The organism is Mycolicibacterium neworleansense, assembly GCF_001245615.1.
Lineage (GTDB): Bacteria > Actinomycetota > Actinomycetes > Mycobacteriales > Mycobacteriaceae > Mycobacterium > Mycobacterium neworleansense.
In genome coordinates, this window is the sequence record NZ_CWKH01000003.1 from 1089467 (window position 1) to 1108127 (window position 18661).

Below are 18661 nucleotides of genomic sequence, written 5' to 3' on the forward strand. Positions count from 1 at the left end.
GGAAGTGGATTGATGACGATCACCACCAAGACAGTCGAACCGGGCATCGTCTCGGTCACCGTCAACTACCCGCCCGTCAACGCCATCCCGTCGGCGGGCTGGTTCGAACTCGGCGATGCGATCACCGCGGCGGGCCGCGACCGCAGCACCCACGTGGTGATCCTGCGAGCCGAGGGCCGCGGCTTCAACGCCGGCGTAGACATCAAGGAAATGCAGAACACCGAGGGCTTCACCGCACTGATCGACGCCAACCGTGGCTGCTACCACGCGTTCAAGTCCGTGTACGAGTGCGAGGTCCCCGTCGTCGCGGCGGTCAACGGATTCTGCGTGGGCGGCGGCATCGGCCTGGTCGGCAACGCCGACGTGATCGTCGCCTCCGATGACGCCAAGTTCGGCCTGCCCGAGGTGGAGCGCGGCGCCCTCGGGGCGGCCACCCACCTGTCCCGCCTGGTTCCCCAACACCTGATGCGCCGGCTGTTCTTCACCGCCGCCACCGTTCCCGCCGAAACCCTGCACCACTTCGGTTCGGTTCACGAGGTCGTGCCCCGCGAGGACCTCGACGAGGCCGCCCTGCGCGTCGCCCGCGACATCGCCAGCAAGGACACCCGGGTGATCCGGGCCGCCAAGGAGGCGCTGAACTTCATCGACGTGCAGCCCGTCAACGCGCGGTACCGCATGGAGCAGGGCTTCACCTTCGAACTCAACCTGTCCGGTGTGTCCGACGAGCACCGCGACGCCTTCGCCGGAACTGACAAGGGATCGAAATGACAGACAAGCGAACGACTCTCGACGAGGCGGTCGCCTCGATCGAAAGCGGCATGACCATCGGCATCGGCGGCTGGGGCTCACGGCGCAAGCCGATGGCCTTCGTCCGCGCCCTGCTGCGCACCGACGTCAAAGACCTGACCGTCGTCACCTACGGCGGCCCGGACCTGGGCCTGCTCTGCTCGGCCGGCAAGGTCAAGCGCGTCTACTACGGCTTCGTTTCGCTGGATTCGCCGCCCTTCTATGACCCGTGGTTCGCCAAGGCCCGCACCACCGGTGCGATCGAGGCCCGCGAGATGGACGAGGGCATGCTGCGTTGCGGCCTGCAGGCTGCCGCCCAGCGGCTGCCGTTCCTGCCGATCCGCGCCGGACTCGGCAGCGACGTCCGCGCCTTCTGGGGCGACGAGCTCAAGACCGTGAAGTCGCCGTATGAGACCGACGGCGCCTACGAAGAGCTGATCGCGATGCCGGCGCTGAACCTCGACGCGGCCTTCGTGCACATGAACCTCGGTGACGCCCAGGGCAATGCTGCCTACACCGGTATCGACCCGTACTTCGACGACCTGTTCTTGATGTCGGCCCAGCGCCGCTTCCTGTCGGTCGAGCGCGTGGTCTCCACCGAGGAACTGGTCAAGGCCGTTCCGACGCAGGCCCTGCTGATCAACCGCATGATGGTCGACTCGGTGGTGGAGGCTCCCAACGGCGCCCACTTCACCACCAACGAGCCCGATTACCGGCGCGACGAGAAGTTCCAGCGCCACTACGCAGAGGCCGCAGGCTCCGACGAGACCTGGGCCGAGTTCGTCAAGACCTATCTGTCCGGCAGCGAGGCCGATTACCAGGCAGCCGTTCGGAAGTTCAAGGAAGATCAGGAGGCCAGCAAGTGATTGCCGTGACCCGCGCTGAGGTGTGCGCCGTCGCCTGCGCCGAACTGTTCCGTGACGCCGGCGAGATCATGGCCAGCCCGATGACCACTGTCGTCCAGATCGGGGCACGGCTGGCCCGGCTGACCTTCTCCCCCGACATCCTGCTGACCGACGGTGAGGCCCGGATCCTGGCCGACACCCCGGCGATCGGCGCCCCGTTCACCGTCGAGGGCTGGATGCCGTTCAACCGGGTCTTCGAGACCCTGGCCTGGGGCAAGCGCCATGTGGTGATGGGCGCCAATCAGATCGACCGCTACGGCAACCAGAACCTCTCGGCGTTCGGTCCGATCCAACAGCCGACCCGGCAGATGTTCGGCGTCCGCGGCGCCCCCGGCAACAGCATCAACCACACCACCAGCTACTTCGTGGGCAACCACTCCAAGCGGGTGTTCTGCGAGTCGGTGGACATCGTCTCCGGAATCGGCTGGGACAAGGTCGATCCGGAGAATCCGGCCTACCGCTTCGCCAACATCTACCGGGTGGTGTCCAACCTGGGCGTGTTCGACTTCAACGGCCCTGACCACCAGATGCGCGCGGTATCGCTGCACCCTGGTGTCGAGGCTCAGCAGGTCGCCGACAACACCTCGTTCGAGGTGCACGGCCTGCAGGAGGCCGAGACCACCCGGCTGGCCACCGACGAGGAACTCAAGCTGCTGCGCGAGGTCATCGATCCGAAGTCGCTGCGCGACAAAGAAGTCAAGGTCTAAAGAATGGGCAAGCTCAAGACTCCGCTGACCGAACTGGTCGGCATCGAGCATCCCGTCGTGCAGACGGGAATGGGCTGGGTGGCCGGTGCACGACTGGTCGCCGCAACCTCCAATGCCGGCGGGCTGGGCATCCTGGCGTCAGCAACCATGACGCTCGAGGAGCTGCAGACCGCCGTGACCAAGGTCAAGGCCGCCACCGACAAACCCTTCGGCATCAACATGCGTGCCGATGCGGGCGATGCCGGTGCGCGCGTCGACCTCCTGATCCGCGAAGGAGTCAAAGTCGCCTCCTTCGCTCTAGCTCCCAAGCCCGAGTTGATCGCCAAGCTCAAAGACGCAGGCGTCGTGGTGATCCCGTCGGTGGGTGCGGCCAAGCACGCCAAGAAGGTGGCCGGCTGGGGTGCCGACGCGGTGATCGTGCAAGGCGGTGAGGGCGGTGGGCACACCGGTCCGGTCGCCACGACGCTGCTGCTGCCCTCGGTGCTCGATGCGGTCAAGGACACCGGCATGCCGGTGATCGCCGCCGGCGGTTTCTTCGACGGCCGTGGCCTGGCCGCCGCACTGTCCTACGGTGCGGCGGGCGTGGCGATGGGAACGCGGTTCCTGCTGACCTCGGATTCCACCGTGCCCGACGCGGTCAAGGAGCGCTACCTGCAGGCCGCGCTGGACGGCACCGTGGTCTCCACCCGCGTGGACGGCATGCCGCACCGGGTGCTGCGCACCGGCCTGGTGGAAAAACTGGAGAGCGGTTCGCGGGCACGCGGTTTCGCCGCCGCGGTCGGCAACGCCCAGAAGTTCAAGAAGCTCTCGGGAATGACGTGGCTGTCGATGGTCAAGGACGGCCTGGCCATGCGGCACGGCAAGGAGCTCACCTGGTCGCAGGTCGTGATGGCGGCCAACACCCCGATGCTGCTCAAGGCCGGTCTGGTGGAGGGCAATACCGACGCCGGCGTGCTGGCCTCCGGTCAGGTGGCCGGCATCATCAGCGACCTGCCCTCGTGTGCCGAGCTGGTCGAGAAGATCGTCGACGACGCCGTCACCCACCTGCAGTCGGCCTCGGGTTACATCCAGTAACTTTCCTGCCGAGCAGACACAGAATCGTCCTTTTCGCATCTGAAAAGGACGATTCTGTGTCTGGTCGCGGAGTTGGTGAGCGTCGCCGCATCCACCGCACGGGCGATCGCGGGCTGGCGTCGTCGCCGCCTGGCCACAACTCGATAGCCACTATGGCGGCCCACGGCACAGTGGATGTATGGACATCCGTCTCATCGAGCATCCACTGGTCCGCCGGGCCGTCCAGGGATTACACGCCTTCAACAGCAGGCATCCCTGGAGTCACAACGATCACTTCCACCGCTGGATCCTGACGAACCTGCCCGCACATCGCGGCACGGCGATCGATGTCGGATGCGGGCAGGGCGCCCTGGTGGCCCGGCTGGCCGCACGGTTCACCCAGGTCCATGGCACTGATGTCGATGAAGACATGCGCACACAGGCGGCCCGGCGCTGCGCCGGGCTGGACAACGTCACCATCGACGACAGCCGACTCGCCCAGCTCGACGGACCGGTCGATCTGGTCACCATGATCGCGGTACTGCACCACCTCGATGCCGAGCAGGCGCTGACCGACGTCCGACGGTTGCTGGCACCCGGCGGACGGTTTCTGGTTGTCGGGCTGGCCGCCCCCGTCTCGGTCCGTGACACCGCGTGGGATGTGGCGTCCGCGGTGACCAACCCGCTCATCGGCCTGGTCAAGCATCCCCGCCCGGTACGCGGAGGTCCGGTACCGCCGCCGTTCCCGGTCCGCGATCCTCAATTCAGCTTCGATGAGCTTCGAACGATGGTCGACCGCATCCTGCCGGGCGCCCAGATGCGCCGGCGGCTGGCCTTCCGGCACACGATCTGCTGGACGAAACCGGGCTGAGCAAGCCGGCGGCAGATTGTTACCGCGGTGATAAATCATCGGGCCCGCGGGCGGTGTGAACCGCCCGATCCCAGCGTGGCCAGATGCCGTACGTCGGCCGATGATTTGACGATCGCCGCAGGTGAAGGCACGGTTCAGCACGTCGTCGCCGGATCTCGATATGACTACCGCGTTCCCGCGAAATAACTTGCGCGTTAACGCGATTTCACAGCGCTGACCAACCCCCAGTGCGTTCTTTTGACGGCCTCCGCAACCCTCCTACGCTCGTAAATCAACCCACCTGGAGGGACGGACCGTGGTCGATTCACATACCGGCAGCGCAGCACCGGCTGATGCGTTGCTGCGCCTGGGTAAGTACTTCCACCGCGGCGAGATCTCCACCGATCAGCGGACCCTGCACAAGGTCGGCGGCCGCTCGGCTGACGATTTCTATCGGGACCGGTGGGCGCACGACAAGGTGGTGCGGTCGACCCACGGCGTCAACTGCACCGGATCCTGCTCGTGGAAGATCTACGTCAAAGACGGCGTGATCACGTGGGAGTCGCAGCAGACCGACTACCCTTCGGTCGGCGCCGACAAGCCCGAGTACGAACCGCGCGGATGCCCGCGCGGTGCCTCGTTCTCCTGGTACACGTACTCCCCTGCACGCGTCCGCTATCCATACGTGCGCGGAGTACTGCTGGAGTACTACCGCGAGGCCAAGGAACGACTCAAGGACCCCGTGCTCGCCTGGGCCGACATTGTCGAGGATCCGGAAAAGTCGAAGCGGTACAAGGCCGCCCGCGGCAAGGGCGGATTCGTCCGTGCCGAATGGTGGGAGGCCGCGGAGATCGCCGCCGCCGCCCATGTCCACACGGTCAAGAAGTACGGGCCGGACCGCGTGGCCGGGTTCTCACCCATTCCGGCGATGTCGATGGTGAGCCACGCCGTGGGGGCCCGGTTCATCTCGCTGCTCGGCGGGTCGATGCTGTCGTTCTACGACTGGTACGCCGACCTGCCGGTGGCCTCCCCGCAGGTGTTCGGTGACCAGACCGATGTGCCCGAATCGGCCGACTGGTTCGACGCGGGCTACCTGATCATGTGGGGCTCCAACGTCCCCGTCACACGAACGCCTGACGCCCACTACATGACCGAGGCCCGCTACCGCGGCCAGAAGGTGGTCGTGGTGTCGCCGGACTACGCCGACAACACCAAGTTCGCCGACGAATGGCTGCCGGCCCGGCCCGGTACCGATGCCGCTCTCGCGATGGCGATGGGGCACGTCATCCTCAAGGAGTTCTTCGTCGAGCGGCAGACGCCGTACTTCACCGACTACGTCAAGAAGTACACCGACCTGCCGTTCCTGGTCACCCTCGTCGAACACGACGGGCGAGTGCTGCCCGGGAAGTTCCTCACCGCGGCCGATCTGGGGGGCGAGTACGCCGAAACCGAAGCCGCCGAATCCAAAACGGTTCTCTTGGACCAGGCCGGGCGGCCGGTGGTGCCGAATGGCTCACTCGGGCACCGCTTCACCGCATCCGGTGAGGGGCATTGGAACCTCGACCTGCAGGGTGTCCACCCGATGCTGACCCTGCACGGCAACAACGACGACACCGCGACCGTGGGCCTTCCCCGGTTCGACAGCGACAAGCCGGGCGTCCTCGAACGCGGCGTGCCTACCAGAATCGTTGCCGGACACCGGGTGACGACGGTCTTCGACCTGATGCTGGCCCAGTACGGGGTAGCGCGCGACGGGCTGCCCGGGCAGTGGCCGGCCGGATACGACGATGCGTCCGAGCCCTACACGCCGGCCTGGCAGGAAGAGATCACCGGTGTGCCCGCCCAAGCTGCCGAGCGCATCGCCCGCGAGTTCGCCGACAATGCCGAACGTTCCAAGGGACGGTCGATGATTTTGATGGGCGCGGGCACCAACCACTGGTTCCACTCCGATCAGATCTACCGGTCATTCCTTTCGCTGGTCATGCTCACCGGCTGCCAGGGCGTCAACGGTGGCGGCTGGGCGCACTACGTCGGCCAGGAGAAGTGCCGGCCGGTCACCGGTTGGGCGACACTGGCGTTCGGCCTGGACTGGCAGCGGCCACCACGGCAGATGCAGGGCACCGTGTTCTGGTACCTGGCGACCAACCAGTGGCGCTATGACCCGTTCACCTCGGAGGTGATGGCCTCACCGCTGGCCGAGGGTAAGTTCGCGGGCCGCACCGCCGCCGACAACATCGCCCTGGCCAGCCGGCTCGGCTGGATGCCGAGTTACCCCACGTTCAACCGCAACCCGCTGGATCTGGCCGACGAGGCCGCCCGCCTCGACAAAGATGCCGCCAGCTACGTTGTGGACGGGCTGAAGTCGGGCCATCTGCAGTTCGCCTGCGAAGACCCCGACGCCCCGGAGAACTTCCCGCGCTGCCTGACGGTGTGGCGGTCGAATCTGCTCGGCTCCTCGGCCAAGGGCAACGAGTACTTCCTCAAACACCTGCTGGGCACCGACTCCGCGGTGGCCGCGCGCGACGAGGAAGGCATCCGTCCCCAGGAGGTGCGCTGGCGCGACGAGGCCCCGGTGGGCAAGCTGGATCTGCTGCTGTCCCTGGACTTCCGCAACACCAGTACGACCCTGTTCTCCGACATCGTGCTGCCCGCGGCCACCTGGTACGAGAAGCACGACCTGTCCAGCACGGACATGCACCCGTTCGTCCACGCCTTCTCACCGGCCATCTCGCCGCCGTGGGAGACCAAGACCGACTTCGAGGCGTTCCACCGCATCGCGCGCGGGTTCTCCTGGCTGGCCGAGAAGCACCTCGGCAAGCGCAAGGACATCGTGGCCATGCCGCTGCAGCACGACAGCGCCGACGCCACCGCGCAGCCCGGTGGCCGCGTGCTGGATTGGAAAGCCGGTGAGTGCGAACCGATTCCCGGCAAGACCATGCCCCGGCTGGTGATGGTGGACCGCGACTATCCGGCCATTGCCGAGAAGATGGCTGCGCTCGGGCCGATGGTGGAAACCGTGGGCCTCACCACCAAAGGCGTCACCACTCATCCCGACGCCGAGGTCGAGTACCTGCGCGGCGTCAACGGCGCGGTGGTCAGCGGTGTCGCGATCGGACGCCCCTCGCTGGCCAAGGACATCCACGCCGCCGAGGCCATCTTGGCGTTGTCGGGCACCACGAACGGGCGTCTGGCCGTCGAGGGCTTCGAGGCGCTGGAACGTCGCACCGGAACCGAACTGGTCGACCTGGCCAAGGAGAGCGAGGGTAAGCGGATCACCTTCGCCGACACCCAGGCCCGGCCGGTTCCGGTCAACACCTCACCGGAATGGTCGGGTTCGGAGACCGGTGGCCGGCGCTACTCCCCCTTCACCATCAACACCGAGCGGCTCAAGCCGTGGCACACGCTGACCGGCCGCCAGCACTTCTATCTGGACCACGACTGGATGAGTGAGCTCGGCGAGCAACTGCCCACGTTCCGGCCGCCGCTGGACATGACGGCACTCTTCAACGAACCTGCCGTCGGGGATACCAGCGGAGGAATCACCGTGCGGTACCTGACGCCGCACTCGAAGTGGTCGATTCACTCTGCGTACCAGGACAACCTGTACATGCTGACGCTGTCCCGCGGCGGCCAATGCATCTGGATGTCGGACGTGGACGCCGCCAAGATCGGGGTCAAGGACAACGACTGGATCGAGTGCACCAACCGCAACGGCGTGGTGAATGCCCGGGCCATCGTCAGCCACCGCATGCCCGAGGGGCTGGTGTTCATGTACCACGCCCAGGACAAGGCCGTCGACGTGCCGCGCACCGAGAAGAACGGCAAACGCGGCGGCATCCACAATGCGCTGACCCGGATCATGATCAAGCCGACGCACCTGATCGGCGGGTACGCACAGCAATCCTTCGCCCTGAATTACCACGGGCCCACCGGAAACCAACGCGATGAGGTCACCACGATTCGTCGCCGCTCGCAGGATGTGGAGTACTGACGATGAGAGTCATGGCGCAGCTCGCGATGGTGATGAACCTCGACAAGTGCATCGGTTGCCACACCTGCAGCGTCACGTGCAAGCAGGCATGGACGAACCGCAGCGGTGTGGAGTACGTGTGGTTCAACAACGTGGAAACCCGTCCCGGCCAAGGCTATCCACGTCAGTACCAGGATCAGGAGAAGTGGAAGGGCGGCTGGACGCTGAACAAGCGCGGCAAGCTCACCCTCAAGTCCGGATCGCGGTTCAAACGTCTGCTGAACATCTTCGCCAATCCTGACCTGCCCACGGTGTCGGACTACTACGACCCGTGGACCTACGACTACGAGAACCTGCTGTCGGCGCCGGCCATGGACACCACACCGGTGGCGCGCCCCAAGTCGCTGATCACCGGACGCGACACCAAGGTCACCTGGGGCGCCAACTGGGACGACGACCTTGGCGGCGGTCCGGAGCAGGTGAGCCGGGACCCGTTGCTGGCCAAGGTGGCTGAAATCTCTGACAAGGTCAAGCTCGAGTTCGAGCAGACCTTCATGTTCTACCTGCCGCGCATCTGCGAGCACTGCCTCAACCCGGCCTGCGCGGCGTCCTGCCCATCGGGAGCGATCTACAAGCGCTCAGAAGACGGCATCGTCTTGGTGGATCAGGACAAGTGCCGGGGCTGGCGCCAATGCGTCACCGGCTGCCCCTACAAGAAGATCTACTTCAACCACAAGACCGGCAAGGCCGAGAAGTGCACGTTCTGCTACCCGCGCGTCGAGGTCGGAATCCCCACGGTGTGTTCGGAGACCTGCGTGGGGCGGCTCCGCTACATCGGGGTGATGCTCTACGACGCGGACGCGGTGCTGGAGGCGGCCTCGGTCACCGACGACAAGGACCTCTACCCGTCACAGCTCGGGGTGTTCCTCAACCCGCATGACCCACGCGTGGTGGCGGAGGCCGAACGAGCCGGGATCTCGCCCGAATGGATTGAAGCGGCGCAGAATTCACCGGTGTACCGGCTGATCGTCGACTATCAGGTGGCCCTGCCCCTGCATCCGGAGTACCGGACGATGCCGATGGTCTGGTACGTGCCGCCGCTGTCGCCGGTGGTGGACATCCTCAAGGAGACCGGCCACGACGGAGAGAACAAGAACAACCTGTTCGGCGCGATCGACACACTGCGCATCCCGGTCGAGTACCTCGCCGAGTTGTTCACCGCGGGTGAGGTGGGGCCGGTCCGGGCCGCCCTGCAGCGGCTCGCGGCGATGCGGGCGTACATGCGGGCAGCCAACCTCGGTGAGGAGTTCGACGAGACCATCCCGGAATCGGTGCGGTTGAGCGGCGACGAGATCGAGGCGATGTACCGGCTGCTGGCGATCGCCAAATACCAGGACAGGTATGTCATCCCCACCGGTGCCGGCTCCGATGCCCACCGCCTCGACGCGCTGGCCACCGGCTGCAGCCTGGACGGCGACGGCGGTCCCGGTATGACCGCATTCGACACCATGGTGGACAAGTTCCACCTGACGCACACCAATGACGCTGTTCCGCAGGGCGATCCGACCCGGGTCAACCTGCTCAACTGGGACGGCCGGAGCACAGACGGGTTGTTACCGACCACATGAAGCTACTCACCCTCGGTCGCAGGACAGGCACGGGTTCTGCCCTGTCCGAGCGCCAGCAGCGTCTGGTGTGGCGCATCGCCGCGCTGTTGCTCGACTACCCGACTGCCGAGACGGCCGATCTCGTCGACCAACTCACCGCGGCGACAACGGAACTGCCGGAGTCGGCTCGGGTGCCGCTCACCGAGTTCCTGCGTCAGTTCAACGAAACAGATCCCATGCGGCGTGCGTCGAACTATGTCGAGACGTTCGACATGCAACGTCGCAGCAGCCTGCACCTGACCTACTACGCCTACGGCGACACCCGCAAGCGGGGCATGGCGCTGCTGCGGTTCAAGCATGCCTACCGCCAGGCGGGCCTGGAGGTAGGCGACTTGGAGAATTCCGAGCTGCCCGACTACCTGCCCATGGTGCTCGAGTTCGCCGCCACGGTCGATCAAGTCCAAGGTGAGCGCCTACTGGCCGAGCACGTCCCGGTGCTCGAACTGCTGCGACTTTCCCTGCAGGACAACGAGTCCTACTACACCGGGTTGCTGGCCGCCGTCCTGGCCACGTTGCCGCCGGTGAACAGTGCCGACCGGCGCCGTATCGCACAGCTCGCCGCCGAGGGTCCGCCGGACGAGGATGTCGGTCTCGACCCGTTCGCGATGGATCCGATGTCGTCAGGAGGAACCATATGAGCAACGTGCTGTGGATGACCCTGCCGTACATCGCCTTCACCTCATTCCTGCTCGGGCACGTCTGGCGCTACAAGGCCGACCAGTTCGGTTGGACCACACGGTCTTCGCAGATCTACGAGAGCAGGCTGCTGCGGCTGGGCAGCCCGTTGTTCCACTTCGGCATCCTCGGTGTGCTTGCCGGGCATGTCGTCGGATTGTTGATCCCGGAGTCGTGGACTGCCGCAGTCGGGATCTCCGAACACGTCTACCACCTGATGTCGGTGAGCATGGGCTCACTGGCCGGAGTGGCCGTCGTCGCCGGCGTGGCCATCCTGCTCTACCGCCGGGTCACGGTGCCGGAGGTGCGCACCGCAACCACGTTCAACGACAAGGTGATGTATCTGCTGCTGGTCGGCGCACTGGCGACCGGAATGCTGAACACTTTGACCAACGTCTTCTCGACCTACAACTACCGCGAAACCGTCTCACCGTGGTTCCGCAGCTTGTTCACGCTGCATCCGGCGCCGCAGCTGATGGCCGAAACGCCGTGGACGTTCCAGGCGCATGTCCTGATCGTGCTGGCCCTGCTCGGCGTCTGGCCGTACACGCGGTTGGTGCACATGTTCAGTGCGCCGATCGGGTACCTGGTGCGTCCCTACGTGATCTACCGCAGCCGTGATCCGCAGCGCGCGGGCAAGAACCGCTACGCCAAGGCGTGGGTGACGCCGCAGGCCCCGCCACCGCGCAGCCGTTGGGTGTGATCGACGTAAACATCTTTCTCACAACGGAATTCGTCTCCGGGTGAGCAGATATTCACGGCTCGGACACGGCACGCAGCTTCCGGGCAACAAGTAATTCCTAGGTTTGCAACATGCTCCGATCACGTACGATCACCGACTGGGATCCCGAAGACACCGTGGCCTGGGAGGCCAAAAACAAGTACATCGCCCGACGAAACCTGTTCTGGTCGGTGGTCGCCGAGCATGTCGGGTTCTCGGTGTGGACCATGTGGTCGGTCATGGTGCTGTTCATGCCCGAAGACGTGTACGGCTTCTCCGCCGGAGACAAGTTCCTGCTCGGCGCGACCGCCACCCTGGTGGGTGGCTGCCTGCGCGTGCCCTACACCCTGGCCACCGCGAAATTCGGCGGGCGTAACTGGACGGTGTTCTCGGCTTTCGTGCTGCTGATCCCCACGTTGGGCACCATGTGGCTGTTGGCCAATCCGGGCCTGCCGCTGTGGCCGTATCTGCTGTGTGCGGCCGTCGGCGGCTTCGGCGGCGGCAACTTCGCCTCGTCGATGACCAACATCAACGCCTTCTATCCGCAACGGCTCAAGGGCTGGGCACTGGGGCTCAACGCGGGTGGCGGCAACATCGGGGTGCCGGTGCTCCAGTTGGTCGGCCTGCTGGTCATCGCTACCGCGGGCAACCGATCCCCCTACTGGGTGTGCGCCGTCTATCTGGTGTTGTTGGCGGTAGCGGCGATCGGCGCTGCGCTGTTCATGGACAACCTCGAGCAGCATCAGATCGACACCACCGCAATGCGTTCCATTCTGTCGGTTCGCGACACGTGGGTGATCGCACTGCTCTACATCGGCACCTTCGGTTCATTCATCGGGTTCTCGTTCGCCTTTGGCCAGGTGCTGCAGATCAACTTCGTCACAGGCGGGCAGAATCCCGCGGAGGCCGCGTTGCATGCCGCACAAATCGCCTTCATCGGACCGCTGCTCGGGTCGCTCGCCCGGGTCTCCGGCGGTAAGTTGGCCGACCGGGTCGGTGGTGGACGCGTCACCACCGTGGCGTTCGGCGGGATGATCCTCGCCGGGGCGCTCCTGATCGCAGTATCGACCTATCATGACCACACCGGCGGCCCTGTCGGAACTGCCACGATGATCGGATTCGTCGCGGGTTTCGTTGCGCTGTTTGTGCTCTCGGGTATCGGCAACGGATCGGTGTACAAGATGATCCCGTCGATCTTCGAGGCCCGGAGCCGGTCGCTCATCGGCAGCGAAGCCGATAAGCAGCAGTGGTCACGGGCGATGTCGGGCGCTCTGATCGGCTTCGCCGGCGCAGTGGGCGCGCTCGGCGGGGTGGGTATCAACCTGGCGTTGCGTCAGTCCTACCTTTCCAGCGGGTCGGCCACGACGGCGTTCTGGATCTTCCTGGCGTTCTACGCGTTGGCCATGGCACTGACTTGGTTCCGGTACGTCCGCACCCCCACCGCACGGCGGTACACACCCTCGATGCTCGACAGCGTCCCCGCCTGACGCCGCTCTCTGCCGAGCAGACAGAAAACTGCCCCTTTTCCTGCGAAAAGGGGCAGTTCTGTCTGCTCGCGGGATGAACTCCCGCAGTGGGATCAGAGGCGCTCGATGATGGTGACGTTGGCGGTGCCGCCACCCTCGCACATGGTCTGCAGGCCATAGCGGCCGCCCGTGCGCTCCAGGGTGTTGAGCATCGTGGTGAACAGCTTGGCGCCGGTGGCCCCCAGCGGGTGGCCGAGGGCGATGGCGCCGCCACTCGGGTTGACCTTGGCCGGATCGGCCTTGGTCTCCTTGAGCCAGGCCAGCACGACGGGCGCGAACGCCTCGTTGATCTCGACGGTGTCGATGTCGTCTATCGACAGACCCGTCTTCTCCAGTGCGTACTGGGTGGCCGGGATCGGGCCGGTCAGCATCATGACCGGATCGTCGCCACGCGCGCTGATGTGGTGGATACGGGCGCGGGGCTTCAGGTTGTACTTGTTGACGGCTTCCTCCGAGGCCAGCAGCACCGCCGCCGCACCATCGGAGATCTGGCTCGCCAGGGCAGCGGTCAGGCGCCCGCCCTCGACCAACGGCTTGAGCGAGGCCAGCTTCTCCAGCGTCGACTCGCGCGGACCCTCATCGACACCGAAGTCACCGACCGGAATGATCTCGTTGTCGAAGTGCCCGGCCCGGATCGCGGCGAATGCGCGCTGATGGCTGTTGTAGGCGAACTCCTCCATCTCCTCGCGGGAGATGTCCCACTTCTCGGCGATCAGCTCCGAACCGCGGAACTGCGAGATCTCCTGATCGCCATAGCGGTGCAGCCAGTTCTTGGATTCGTTTGTGGGCGAGGTGAATCCGAACTCCTTGCCGACCACCATGGCCGACGAGATCGGGATCCAGCTCATGTTCTGCATGCCGCCGGCCAGGATCAGGTCAGCGGTGCCGGACATGATGGCCTGGGCGCCGAAGGAGATGGCCTGCTGGCTGGAGCCGCACTGCCGGTCGACGGTCACGCCGGGGACGGCTTCGGGGTAGCCCGCGGCCAGCCAGGTCAGCCGGCCGATGTTGCCGGCCTGTCCGCCGATGGCGTCCACGCAGCCGACGATGACGTCGTCAACGGCACCCGGATCGACGTCATTGCGGTCGAAGATGGCGCGGAACGCGTGCACGCCGAGGTCGATCGGGTGCACCTGCGCCAGCGAGCCGTTCTTCTTGCCGACCGGCGTACGCACCGCGTCGACGATGTAAGCCTCAGGCATTACTGGTCTCCTTTGACAGTCGCGTTCCCGGCGGTGATTCCGCCGAGGACGATGGCGAGGTATTGCCGGCCGACCTCTTCGGCCGAGAGCGGTCCGCCCGGTTGATACCAGCGAACCGAAACCCAGGTGGTGTCGCGGATGAACCGGTAGACCAGGTCGACGTCGATGTCCTGACGGAACGAGCCGTCGGTGATGCCCTGCTGCAGGATGTCTATCCACATCTTGCGCTGTTCGCGGTTGCGCTCGTCGACGAAGCCGAACTGCGGGATGGCCGACAGTCGCTTGGCCTCGTCCTGGTAGATGACCACCTGGGCATGCCGGTGTTCGATCGCCTCGAACGAGGCCATGAACAGGCCCGTGAGCCGACCCAGCGGTGTGGTCTCAGTGTCCAGAATCTGCTGGTAGCGGGCGAAAAGCCAGTCCAGAAAGTCCTTGAGCACCTCTTCGACCATCTGCTCTTTGGACTTGAAGTGGTGGTAGAGGCTGCCGGACAAAATGCCTGCGGAGTCGGCGATATCGCGGACCGTCGTCGCCTTCAGGCCGCGCTCGGCAAACATCGTTGCGGCAAGGTCGAGAAGCTCGTCGCGTCTGCTTGCCGGCTGGGCAGGGGTATCCGCCTCCATCAACACAGCATAGCAACCAAGCGCTTGCTAGGTCACACATGGCATGGAAAACCTGTCCCAAAACGGCGGCGCCCGGGCATCTGAGATGAATACAATCCCGCGCATGCCGTTGAAGCCGTGGGACGGTGATCGGCCCATGACCCCTCGCACCATCCTGAAAGAGGATGTCGTTGCTGCTCGCGGGCTCGCCTTCACATTCGTCACCGAGCAGATCTCCGCCCCCACCGATTGGTGTGGAGTCGATGACGACAACCACTGGTTGTACGTGTACCGGCATGGAGCCATTCGCTCGATGGAGACGTTGATCGACTGGGGGCCGTCCGGCCGGGTACCACCCAGCCCCGGAGACATCTGGTGGAGGCCGGCAGGCGTGGCCTCATCGGTCCTGATGCAAGGCGACACAGCAGGATACTGCGAGATCGCCATCCCGGGTCGTGCCATCGGTGATCCAGCATTGATCCCGCGAGTCAAGTACAAGAATCCACTGATCCATCACCTGGTCGAGGAGATCAGCAGCGTCGCCGGTCGCGAGGACACCATCGCGCAGTTGCTGACCGAATCGGCAGCGGAGACGCTGCGGTTGCTGATCATCGATACACATACGGTCGGCCGGCGACGAAAGCGGGACGAGCGGCACACGCTGGACCCCGTCACCCAGTCGGCCATCGTCGAGTTCCTCAGCGACAGTTTGGATACCGAGATAAATCTGGAGTCCCTCGCGCGGCTTGCCCAGATGCCAGTCGACGCGTTCATCAAGGCCTTCCGTCTGGCCTTTCACACCACGCCCTACCAGTTCCTGCTGAATCGCCGGATCGAGAAGGCCAAGACACTGCTGATGACAACATCGTTATCGATCACAGAAATCGGCACAGCGGTGGGTTTTTCGAACCCGAGTCACTTTGCTTCCACGTTCGGCCGTCGCGTCGGCGTCTCACCCCGCGCGTACCGCCAATCGGCTAAGTAGCACCAAATCCAGGCAAAATCCAGGGTCTCCTCGTACACGCCGCTGCGTGTCGTCCCGCCCTGAATTGTTGCGCATTGGAATAGGTGGAACATGTTCTACAAAGAATTGAAAAGTACCGAAGAATGTGACAGTTTCCTCAGCTGATTCTCAGATACCTTCGCCCGGTCACTGATACCTCGTGTCCCCGAAGGGATTCTGATGCACACAGCCCTACGCCCATTCTCAACGGCCGCCGTGGCCCTCGCTGCAACGGGCGCCTTAGCGATATCGCCCGTCACAGCATCACCGCCCGACGTTCAGGTGCCGGCGATCTCGTCGGCCTCGGTGCAGCTCGCTGCCTCCACCTTCGTCGACCCGGTCACCCGCTGGATGCAGGTGTTTGAGGCCACCTCCGCGAACCTCACCGAGATAGGCGACTACATCGAGATATTTCCCCAGAACTCGTTTCAGGGACTCCAGGACCTGCTCCAAGCCAAGCTGCAGGCATATGGGAACGATCTGTTCGGCAGCCTCCCCCAGGTCGCCGAGGGCCTGCAGCAATGGGCCGCCACGACCCTCAGCGCCGGGCTACAGACAGCCTTTGAGCAGGCGGCATCGGGACAGCCGCAGGCGGCTGTGACGACGTTCCGAAGCACCGTGATGTCGCTGATTTCAACCAGTTCCCCGCTGTTCGGGTTGAAGGGCTTCCTCACGGTGCCGATCCAGATCATGCAAGACGTCGTGGACCTCAGCTATTCACTGACTGCACCGATACAGCTGCTCAGCGTCGTCAATCCCGTTCTGAACCTGGCGTGGTCCCCTATCGTCTCCGCCAGCATGACCGCGCAGAAGTTGGTCGACGCCGTTGAGGCCGGGGACGCGCTGGGTGCGCTCGGCGCGGTGCTCAACGCTCCAGCCGACGCCGCCGATCACTTCCTCAACTCTCCCGGCGGCCTAGTGGAAGCTCAAAGACGCGGCACGACGTCCATCATTCAGGGTGGCCTGTTGGTGACGCTTTTGATCCGAGTCCCTCGGGCCATCCTCACCAGTGTCAAGCCACCGGCCACTGCCACCGCGTCGGTGGCCAACGCCGATGTAGCGTCAGGAACAATGGTGTCGCTCAACACGACCGCCCCCGCCGAACTCCCCGCGGCCAGCGGCGAAACAGTCGAGGCTCACGAGCCCGCGGCGGTCGACCCGGCGTCCAAAGCCGACACGGTCGATGACAGCACCACCGAGGACGACGCCTCCACGGTGACCGTCAGTTCCAATGGTGCAACGGATCTTTCGGCCGGTAACAAGGCAGTGCCCGGTAAGACCGGCACCACCTCGACCCGACCCGCCCAGCAGTTGCGCGCATCCGTGGAGACCGCCGCCAGCCAGGTTACCAAGGGCCTCACCGATATTCGCGACGGGATCGAGAAGTCTGTCAGCGGACTGAAAGCGGGCGTCAAGAAGGCAAGCGAAGGCAAGACGCGAGCTGAAAGCAACGAATCCGACGGCGACAACTCGTAACTCGATGTGACCCCTGTCCGGCCGATCGGGCAGGGGTCACGTCTGATGGTCACGCCGGCTGCGGCACGCTCCCGACGACCGACCCTTCGGGAACTCCTGCGGGCGCAACGTCGACCACATCCTCGCCGCCCGCACTACGCCGCGACAACACCACGGACAGCGCGGTGGCCGCCAACAGCACCACCAACGCCACCGAACCAGCCGCCACCGACGTCGGCCAGATCCCGTTCAACAGCAGGATCGCCGACACAGTGCAGGTGGGAATGCCGAGCAGGATCAGGAACCATCCGGTGAAGTGGCCCAGATCGAGCCGGCCGACCTTGGCGACCCCGAGCCCCAACAGCACGAAGAACAGCGTCCACATGATCGCCCACGTGGCCCAGATGACGGCGAAAACCGGATCGGCTCCGACACTCTTGATCGCGTAGTACGCCGCAATGGCCGCGACGAATGTGCTGTACCAACCGAATCCGCGCGGATCGATCTCGAAGATCTGGATGAACCCGAACCACAGATAGGTGAATCCGAACAGGTAGCTCGGCCAGGTCGCGTTGACGATGCCGGGATCGCCGTTCGACTGTACGAGAATCAGCGTCGGCAGGACAACCTGCGCGGCACCGACGAACAGGTTGATCGGGGCGGCGCCGCGTCCGCTGACCAGACCGACCGAGACCAGGCCGTTGACGAACAGCGCCACACCGACGAGAAGCAGCCCGACGTTTCCCATCAGCGGCCCACCCACTCCACGAACTGGTCCGAGGTGATCACCGGTGCGAAGAAGTTGTTGATGCGCTCGAACGCTGCCCGCTCCTGGTCGGGATGGGCAGTACCCGTTGCATCCCCGATCACGATGGGCAGCAGGCCGTAGTCGCGCGCTGCACGTGCATTGCCTTCGACGCACCAGTCGAGGTGGATTCCGGTGAGCACCACCACCTCCACCCGCTGCCGGCTCAACGCCCCGGGCAAGTCGGTGCCGACGAACGCCGTCTGCAGTGCCTTCTCGTACAACTCGTTGTCACCGGGCTCAACCAGCTCACGCAGCTCGCCCACGAGTTCGTTGTCCCAGGCGATCTGCTCCGGAGTGGCGTCGATGTGGCCGGTCCAGCCGTCGTATTGCACCCGGTCGAAATCGGTCTTCGGGTAATCGTCGCGGAACACCGAGAACCCGATCCAGTTGAACGACACGAAGTTCGGCGCCGAGCGCGCGGCCTTGGCCACCTTCACGGTCGCCTCGAGGCTGCCGCGGTACGCGTGCCCTTCGGCGTATTGAACCCCGCCAGGTTTGTACAGCGAGTTGGACTGGCTGATCGACAGGAACGCCGCGGGCCGGGACAGGATCTCCCTGAAGTCCAGCCCCTCCCACTGTTTGGCCAGCGGCGGGATGGCAGCGCGGTTGTCGGCCGGGTAGCCGAGCTCCTGAGGGTCGAGCGCGATCGGATCCAGCGGAGTGGTTCGAGAAGAGCTCTCGACGGAGAGTGCGGTCACACGGCATACCTTCGGCCGATGGCAGCCGGCACG

At 65.0% G+C, this 18661-nt stretch carries 16 protein-coding genes; 12 read left to right on the forward strand and 4 right to left on the reverse strand.

Going from position 1 to position 18661, the window contains the following annotated elements:
• Positions 1-12: 12 nt before the first annotated feature.
• From echA20 to BN2156_RS29765, 10 genes are all read left to right on the forward strand, one after another.
• Complete coding sequence (gene echA20, locus BN2156_RS29720; RefSeq protein ID WP_090518417.1) at positions 13-768, forward strand: (7aS)-7a-methyl-1,5-dioxo-2,3,5,6,7,7a-hexahydro-1H-indene-carboxyl-CoA hydrolase; 756 nt, start codon at positions 13-15, stop codon at positions 766-768.
• Entirely contained in the window at positions 765-1652 is an 888-nt protein-coding gene (gene ipdA / locus BN2156_RS29725) for a cholesterol ring-cleaving hydrolase subunit IpdA (RefSeq protein ID WP_055117846.1), read from the forward strand. Before echA20 ends, ipdA begins: the two co-directional genes overlap by 4 nt.
• On the forward strand, positions 1649-2398 hold the full coding sequence (ipdB, locus tag BN2156_RS29730; RefSeq protein ID WP_090518418.1) for a cholesterol ring-cleaving hydrolase subunit IpdB: 750 nt from the start codon (positions 1649-1651) through the stop codon (positions 2396-2398). Before ipdA ends, ipdB begins: the two co-directional genes overlap by 4 nt.
• 3 nt (positions 2399-2401) lie before the next feature.
• Positions 2402-3472 (forward strand): (3aS,4S,5R,7aS)-5-hydroxy-7a-methyl-1-oxo-octahydro-1H-indene-4-carboxyl-CoA dehydrogenase, encoded by a 1071-nt coding sequence (gene ipdC / locus BN2156_RS29735; RefSeq protein WP_090518419.1) that lies wholly within the window; start codon positions 2402-2404, stop codon positions 3470-3472.
• A 178-nt stretch (positions 3473-3650) separates the two neighbouring features.
• Positions 3651-4322 (forward strand): class I SAM-dependent methyltransferase, encoded by a 672-nt coding sequence (locus BN2156_RS29740; protein WP_090518420.1) that lies wholly within the window; start codon positions 3651-3653, stop codon positions 4320-4322.
• 295 nt (positions 4323-4617) lie between these two features.
• Complete coding sequence (locus BN2156_RS29745; protein ID WP_235625539.1) at positions 4618-8292, forward strand: nitrate reductase subunit alpha; 3675 nt, start codon at positions 4618-4620, stop codon at positions 8290-8292.
• A gap of 11 nt (positions 8293-8303) precedes the next feature.
• Complete coding sequence (gene narH / locus BN2156_RS29750) at positions 8304-9899, forward strand: nitrate reductase subunit beta (protein WP_090518422.1); 1596 nt, start codon at positions 8304-8306, stop codon at positions 9897-9899.
• Positions 9896-10576 carry a nitrate reductase molybdenum cofactor assembly chaperone gene (gene narJ / locus BN2156_RS29755; RefSeq protein WP_090518423.1) on the forward strand — a complete coding sequence of 227 codons (681 nt, stop codon included), beginning with the start codon at positions 9896-9898 and terminating at the stop codon, positions 10574-10576. The genes narH and narJ overlap by 4 nt, the downstream gene beginning before the upstream one ends.
• Entirely contained in the window at positions 10573-11316 is a 744-nt protein-coding gene (gene narI / locus BN2156_RS29760; protein WP_090518424.1) for a respiratory nitrate reductase subunit gamma, read from the forward strand. Before narJ ends, narI begins: the two co-directional genes overlap by 4 nt.
• Before the next feature lie 110 nt (positions 11317-11426).
• Entirely contained in the window at positions 11427-12821 is a 1395-nt protein-coding gene (locus BN2156_RS29765; RefSeq protein WP_090518425.1) for a nitrate/nitrite transporter, read from the forward strand.
• Positions 12822-12913: 92 nt separating this feature from the next.
• Here BN2156_RS29765 and fadA6 read toward each other — a convergent pair whose 3' ends face one another.
• Together fadA6 and BN2156_RS29775 are read right to left on the reverse strand one after the other, a co-directional pair.
• Positions 12914-14062 (reverse strand): steroid 3-ketoacyl-CoA thiolase FadA6, encoded by a 1149-nt coding sequence (fadA6, locus tag BN2156_RS29770; RefSeq protein WP_090518426.1) that lies wholly within the window; start codon positions 14060-14062, stop codon positions 12914-12916.
• A complete protein-coding gene (locus tag BN2156_RS29775; protein ID WP_064914035.1) occupies positions 14062-14685 on the reverse strand; it encodes a TetR/AcrR family transcriptional regulator in 624 nt (207 codons plus the stop codon). The genes fadA6 and BN2156_RS29775 overlap by 1 nt, the downstream gene beginning before the upstream one ends.
• A gap of 103 nt (positions 14686-14788) precedes the next feature.
• Here BN2156_RS29775 and BN2156_RS29780 point away from each other — a divergent pair, with 103 nt between their 5' ends.
• Both BN2156_RS29780 and BN2156_RS29785 read left to right on the forward strand, forming a co-directional pair.
• Positions 14789-15649, forward strand: coding sequence for a helix-turn-helix domain-containing protein (locus tag BN2156_RS29780; RefSeq protein ID WP_090518427.1), 861 nt, complete (start codon positions 14789-14791; stop codon positions 15647-15649).
• Between the two features lie 234 nt (positions 15650-15883).
• Positions 15884-17143 carry a hypothetical protein gene (locus BN2156_RS29785; protein WP_131725218.1) on the forward strand — a complete coding sequence of 420 codons (1260 nt, stop codon included), beginning with the start codon at positions 15884-15886 and terminating at the stop codon, positions 17141-17143.
• A gap of 49 nt (positions 17144-17192) precedes the next feature.
• Here BN2156_RS29785 and BN2156_RS29790 read toward each other — a convergent pair whose 3' ends face one another.
• Positions 17193-17870, reverse strand: coding sequence for an AmiS/UreI family transporter (locus BN2156_RS29790; RefSeq protein ID WP_235625540.1), 678 nt, complete (start codon positions 17868-17870; stop codon positions 17193-17195).
• Positions 17870-18628, reverse strand: coding sequence for a cysteine hydrolase family protein (locus tag BN2156_RS29795; RefSeq protein WP_090518430.1), 759 nt, complete (start codon positions 18626-18628; stop codon positions 17870-17872). The genes BN2156_RS29790 and BN2156_RS29795 overlap by 1 nt, the downstream gene beginning before the upstream one ends.
• Positions 18629-18661: the final 33 nt, after the last annotated feature.

Bases quoted from the DNA above. Each gene is read 5' to 3' on its own strand.
- echA20 (WP_090518417.1), top strand. From the start codon at position 13: ATGACGATCACCACCAAGACAGTCGAACCGGGCATCGTCTCGGTCACC.
- ipdA (WP_055117846.1), top strand. From the start codon at position 765: ATGACAGACAAGCGAACGACTCTCGACGAGGCGGTCGCCTCGATCGAA.
- ipdC (WP_090518419.1), top strand. From the start codon at position 2,402: ATGGGCAAGCTCAAGACTCCGCTGACCGAACTGGTCGGCATCGAGCAT.
- BN2156_RS29740 (WP_090518420.1), top strand. From the start codon at position 3,651: ATGGACATCCGTCTCATCGAGCATCCACTGGTCCGCCGGGCCGTCCAG.
- narH (WP_090518422.1), top strand. From the start codon at position 8,304: ATGGCGCAGCTCGCGATGGTGATGAACCTCGACAAGTGCATCGGTTGC.
- narJ (WP_090518423.1), top strand. From the start codon at position 9,896: ATGAAGCTACTCACCCTCGGTCGCAGGACAGGCACGGGTTCTGCCCTG.
- narI (WP_090518424.1), top strand. From the start codon at position 10,573: ATGAGCAACGTGCTGTGGATGACCCTGCCGTACATCGCCTTCACCTCA.
- BN2156_RS29765 (WP_090518425.1), top strand. From the start codon at position 11,427: ATGCTCCGATCACGTACGATCACCGACTGGGATCCCGAAGACACCGTG.
- fadA6 (WP_090518426.1), bottom strand. From the start codon at position 14,062: ATGCCTGAGGCTTACATCGTCGACGCGGTGCGTACGCCGGTCGGCAAG.
- BN2156_RS29775 (WP_064914035.1), bottom strand. From the start codon at position 14,685: ATGGAGGCGGATACCCCTGCCCAGCCGGCAAGCAGACGCGACGAGCTT.
- BN2156_RS29780 (WP_090518427.1), top strand. From the start codon at position 14,789: ATGCCGTTGAAGCCGTGGGACGGTGATCGGCCCATGACCCCTCGCACC.
- BN2156_RS29790 (WP_235625540.1), bottom strand. From the start codon at position 17,870: ATGGGAAACGTCGGGCTGCTTCTCGTCGGTGTGGCGCTGTTCGTCAAC.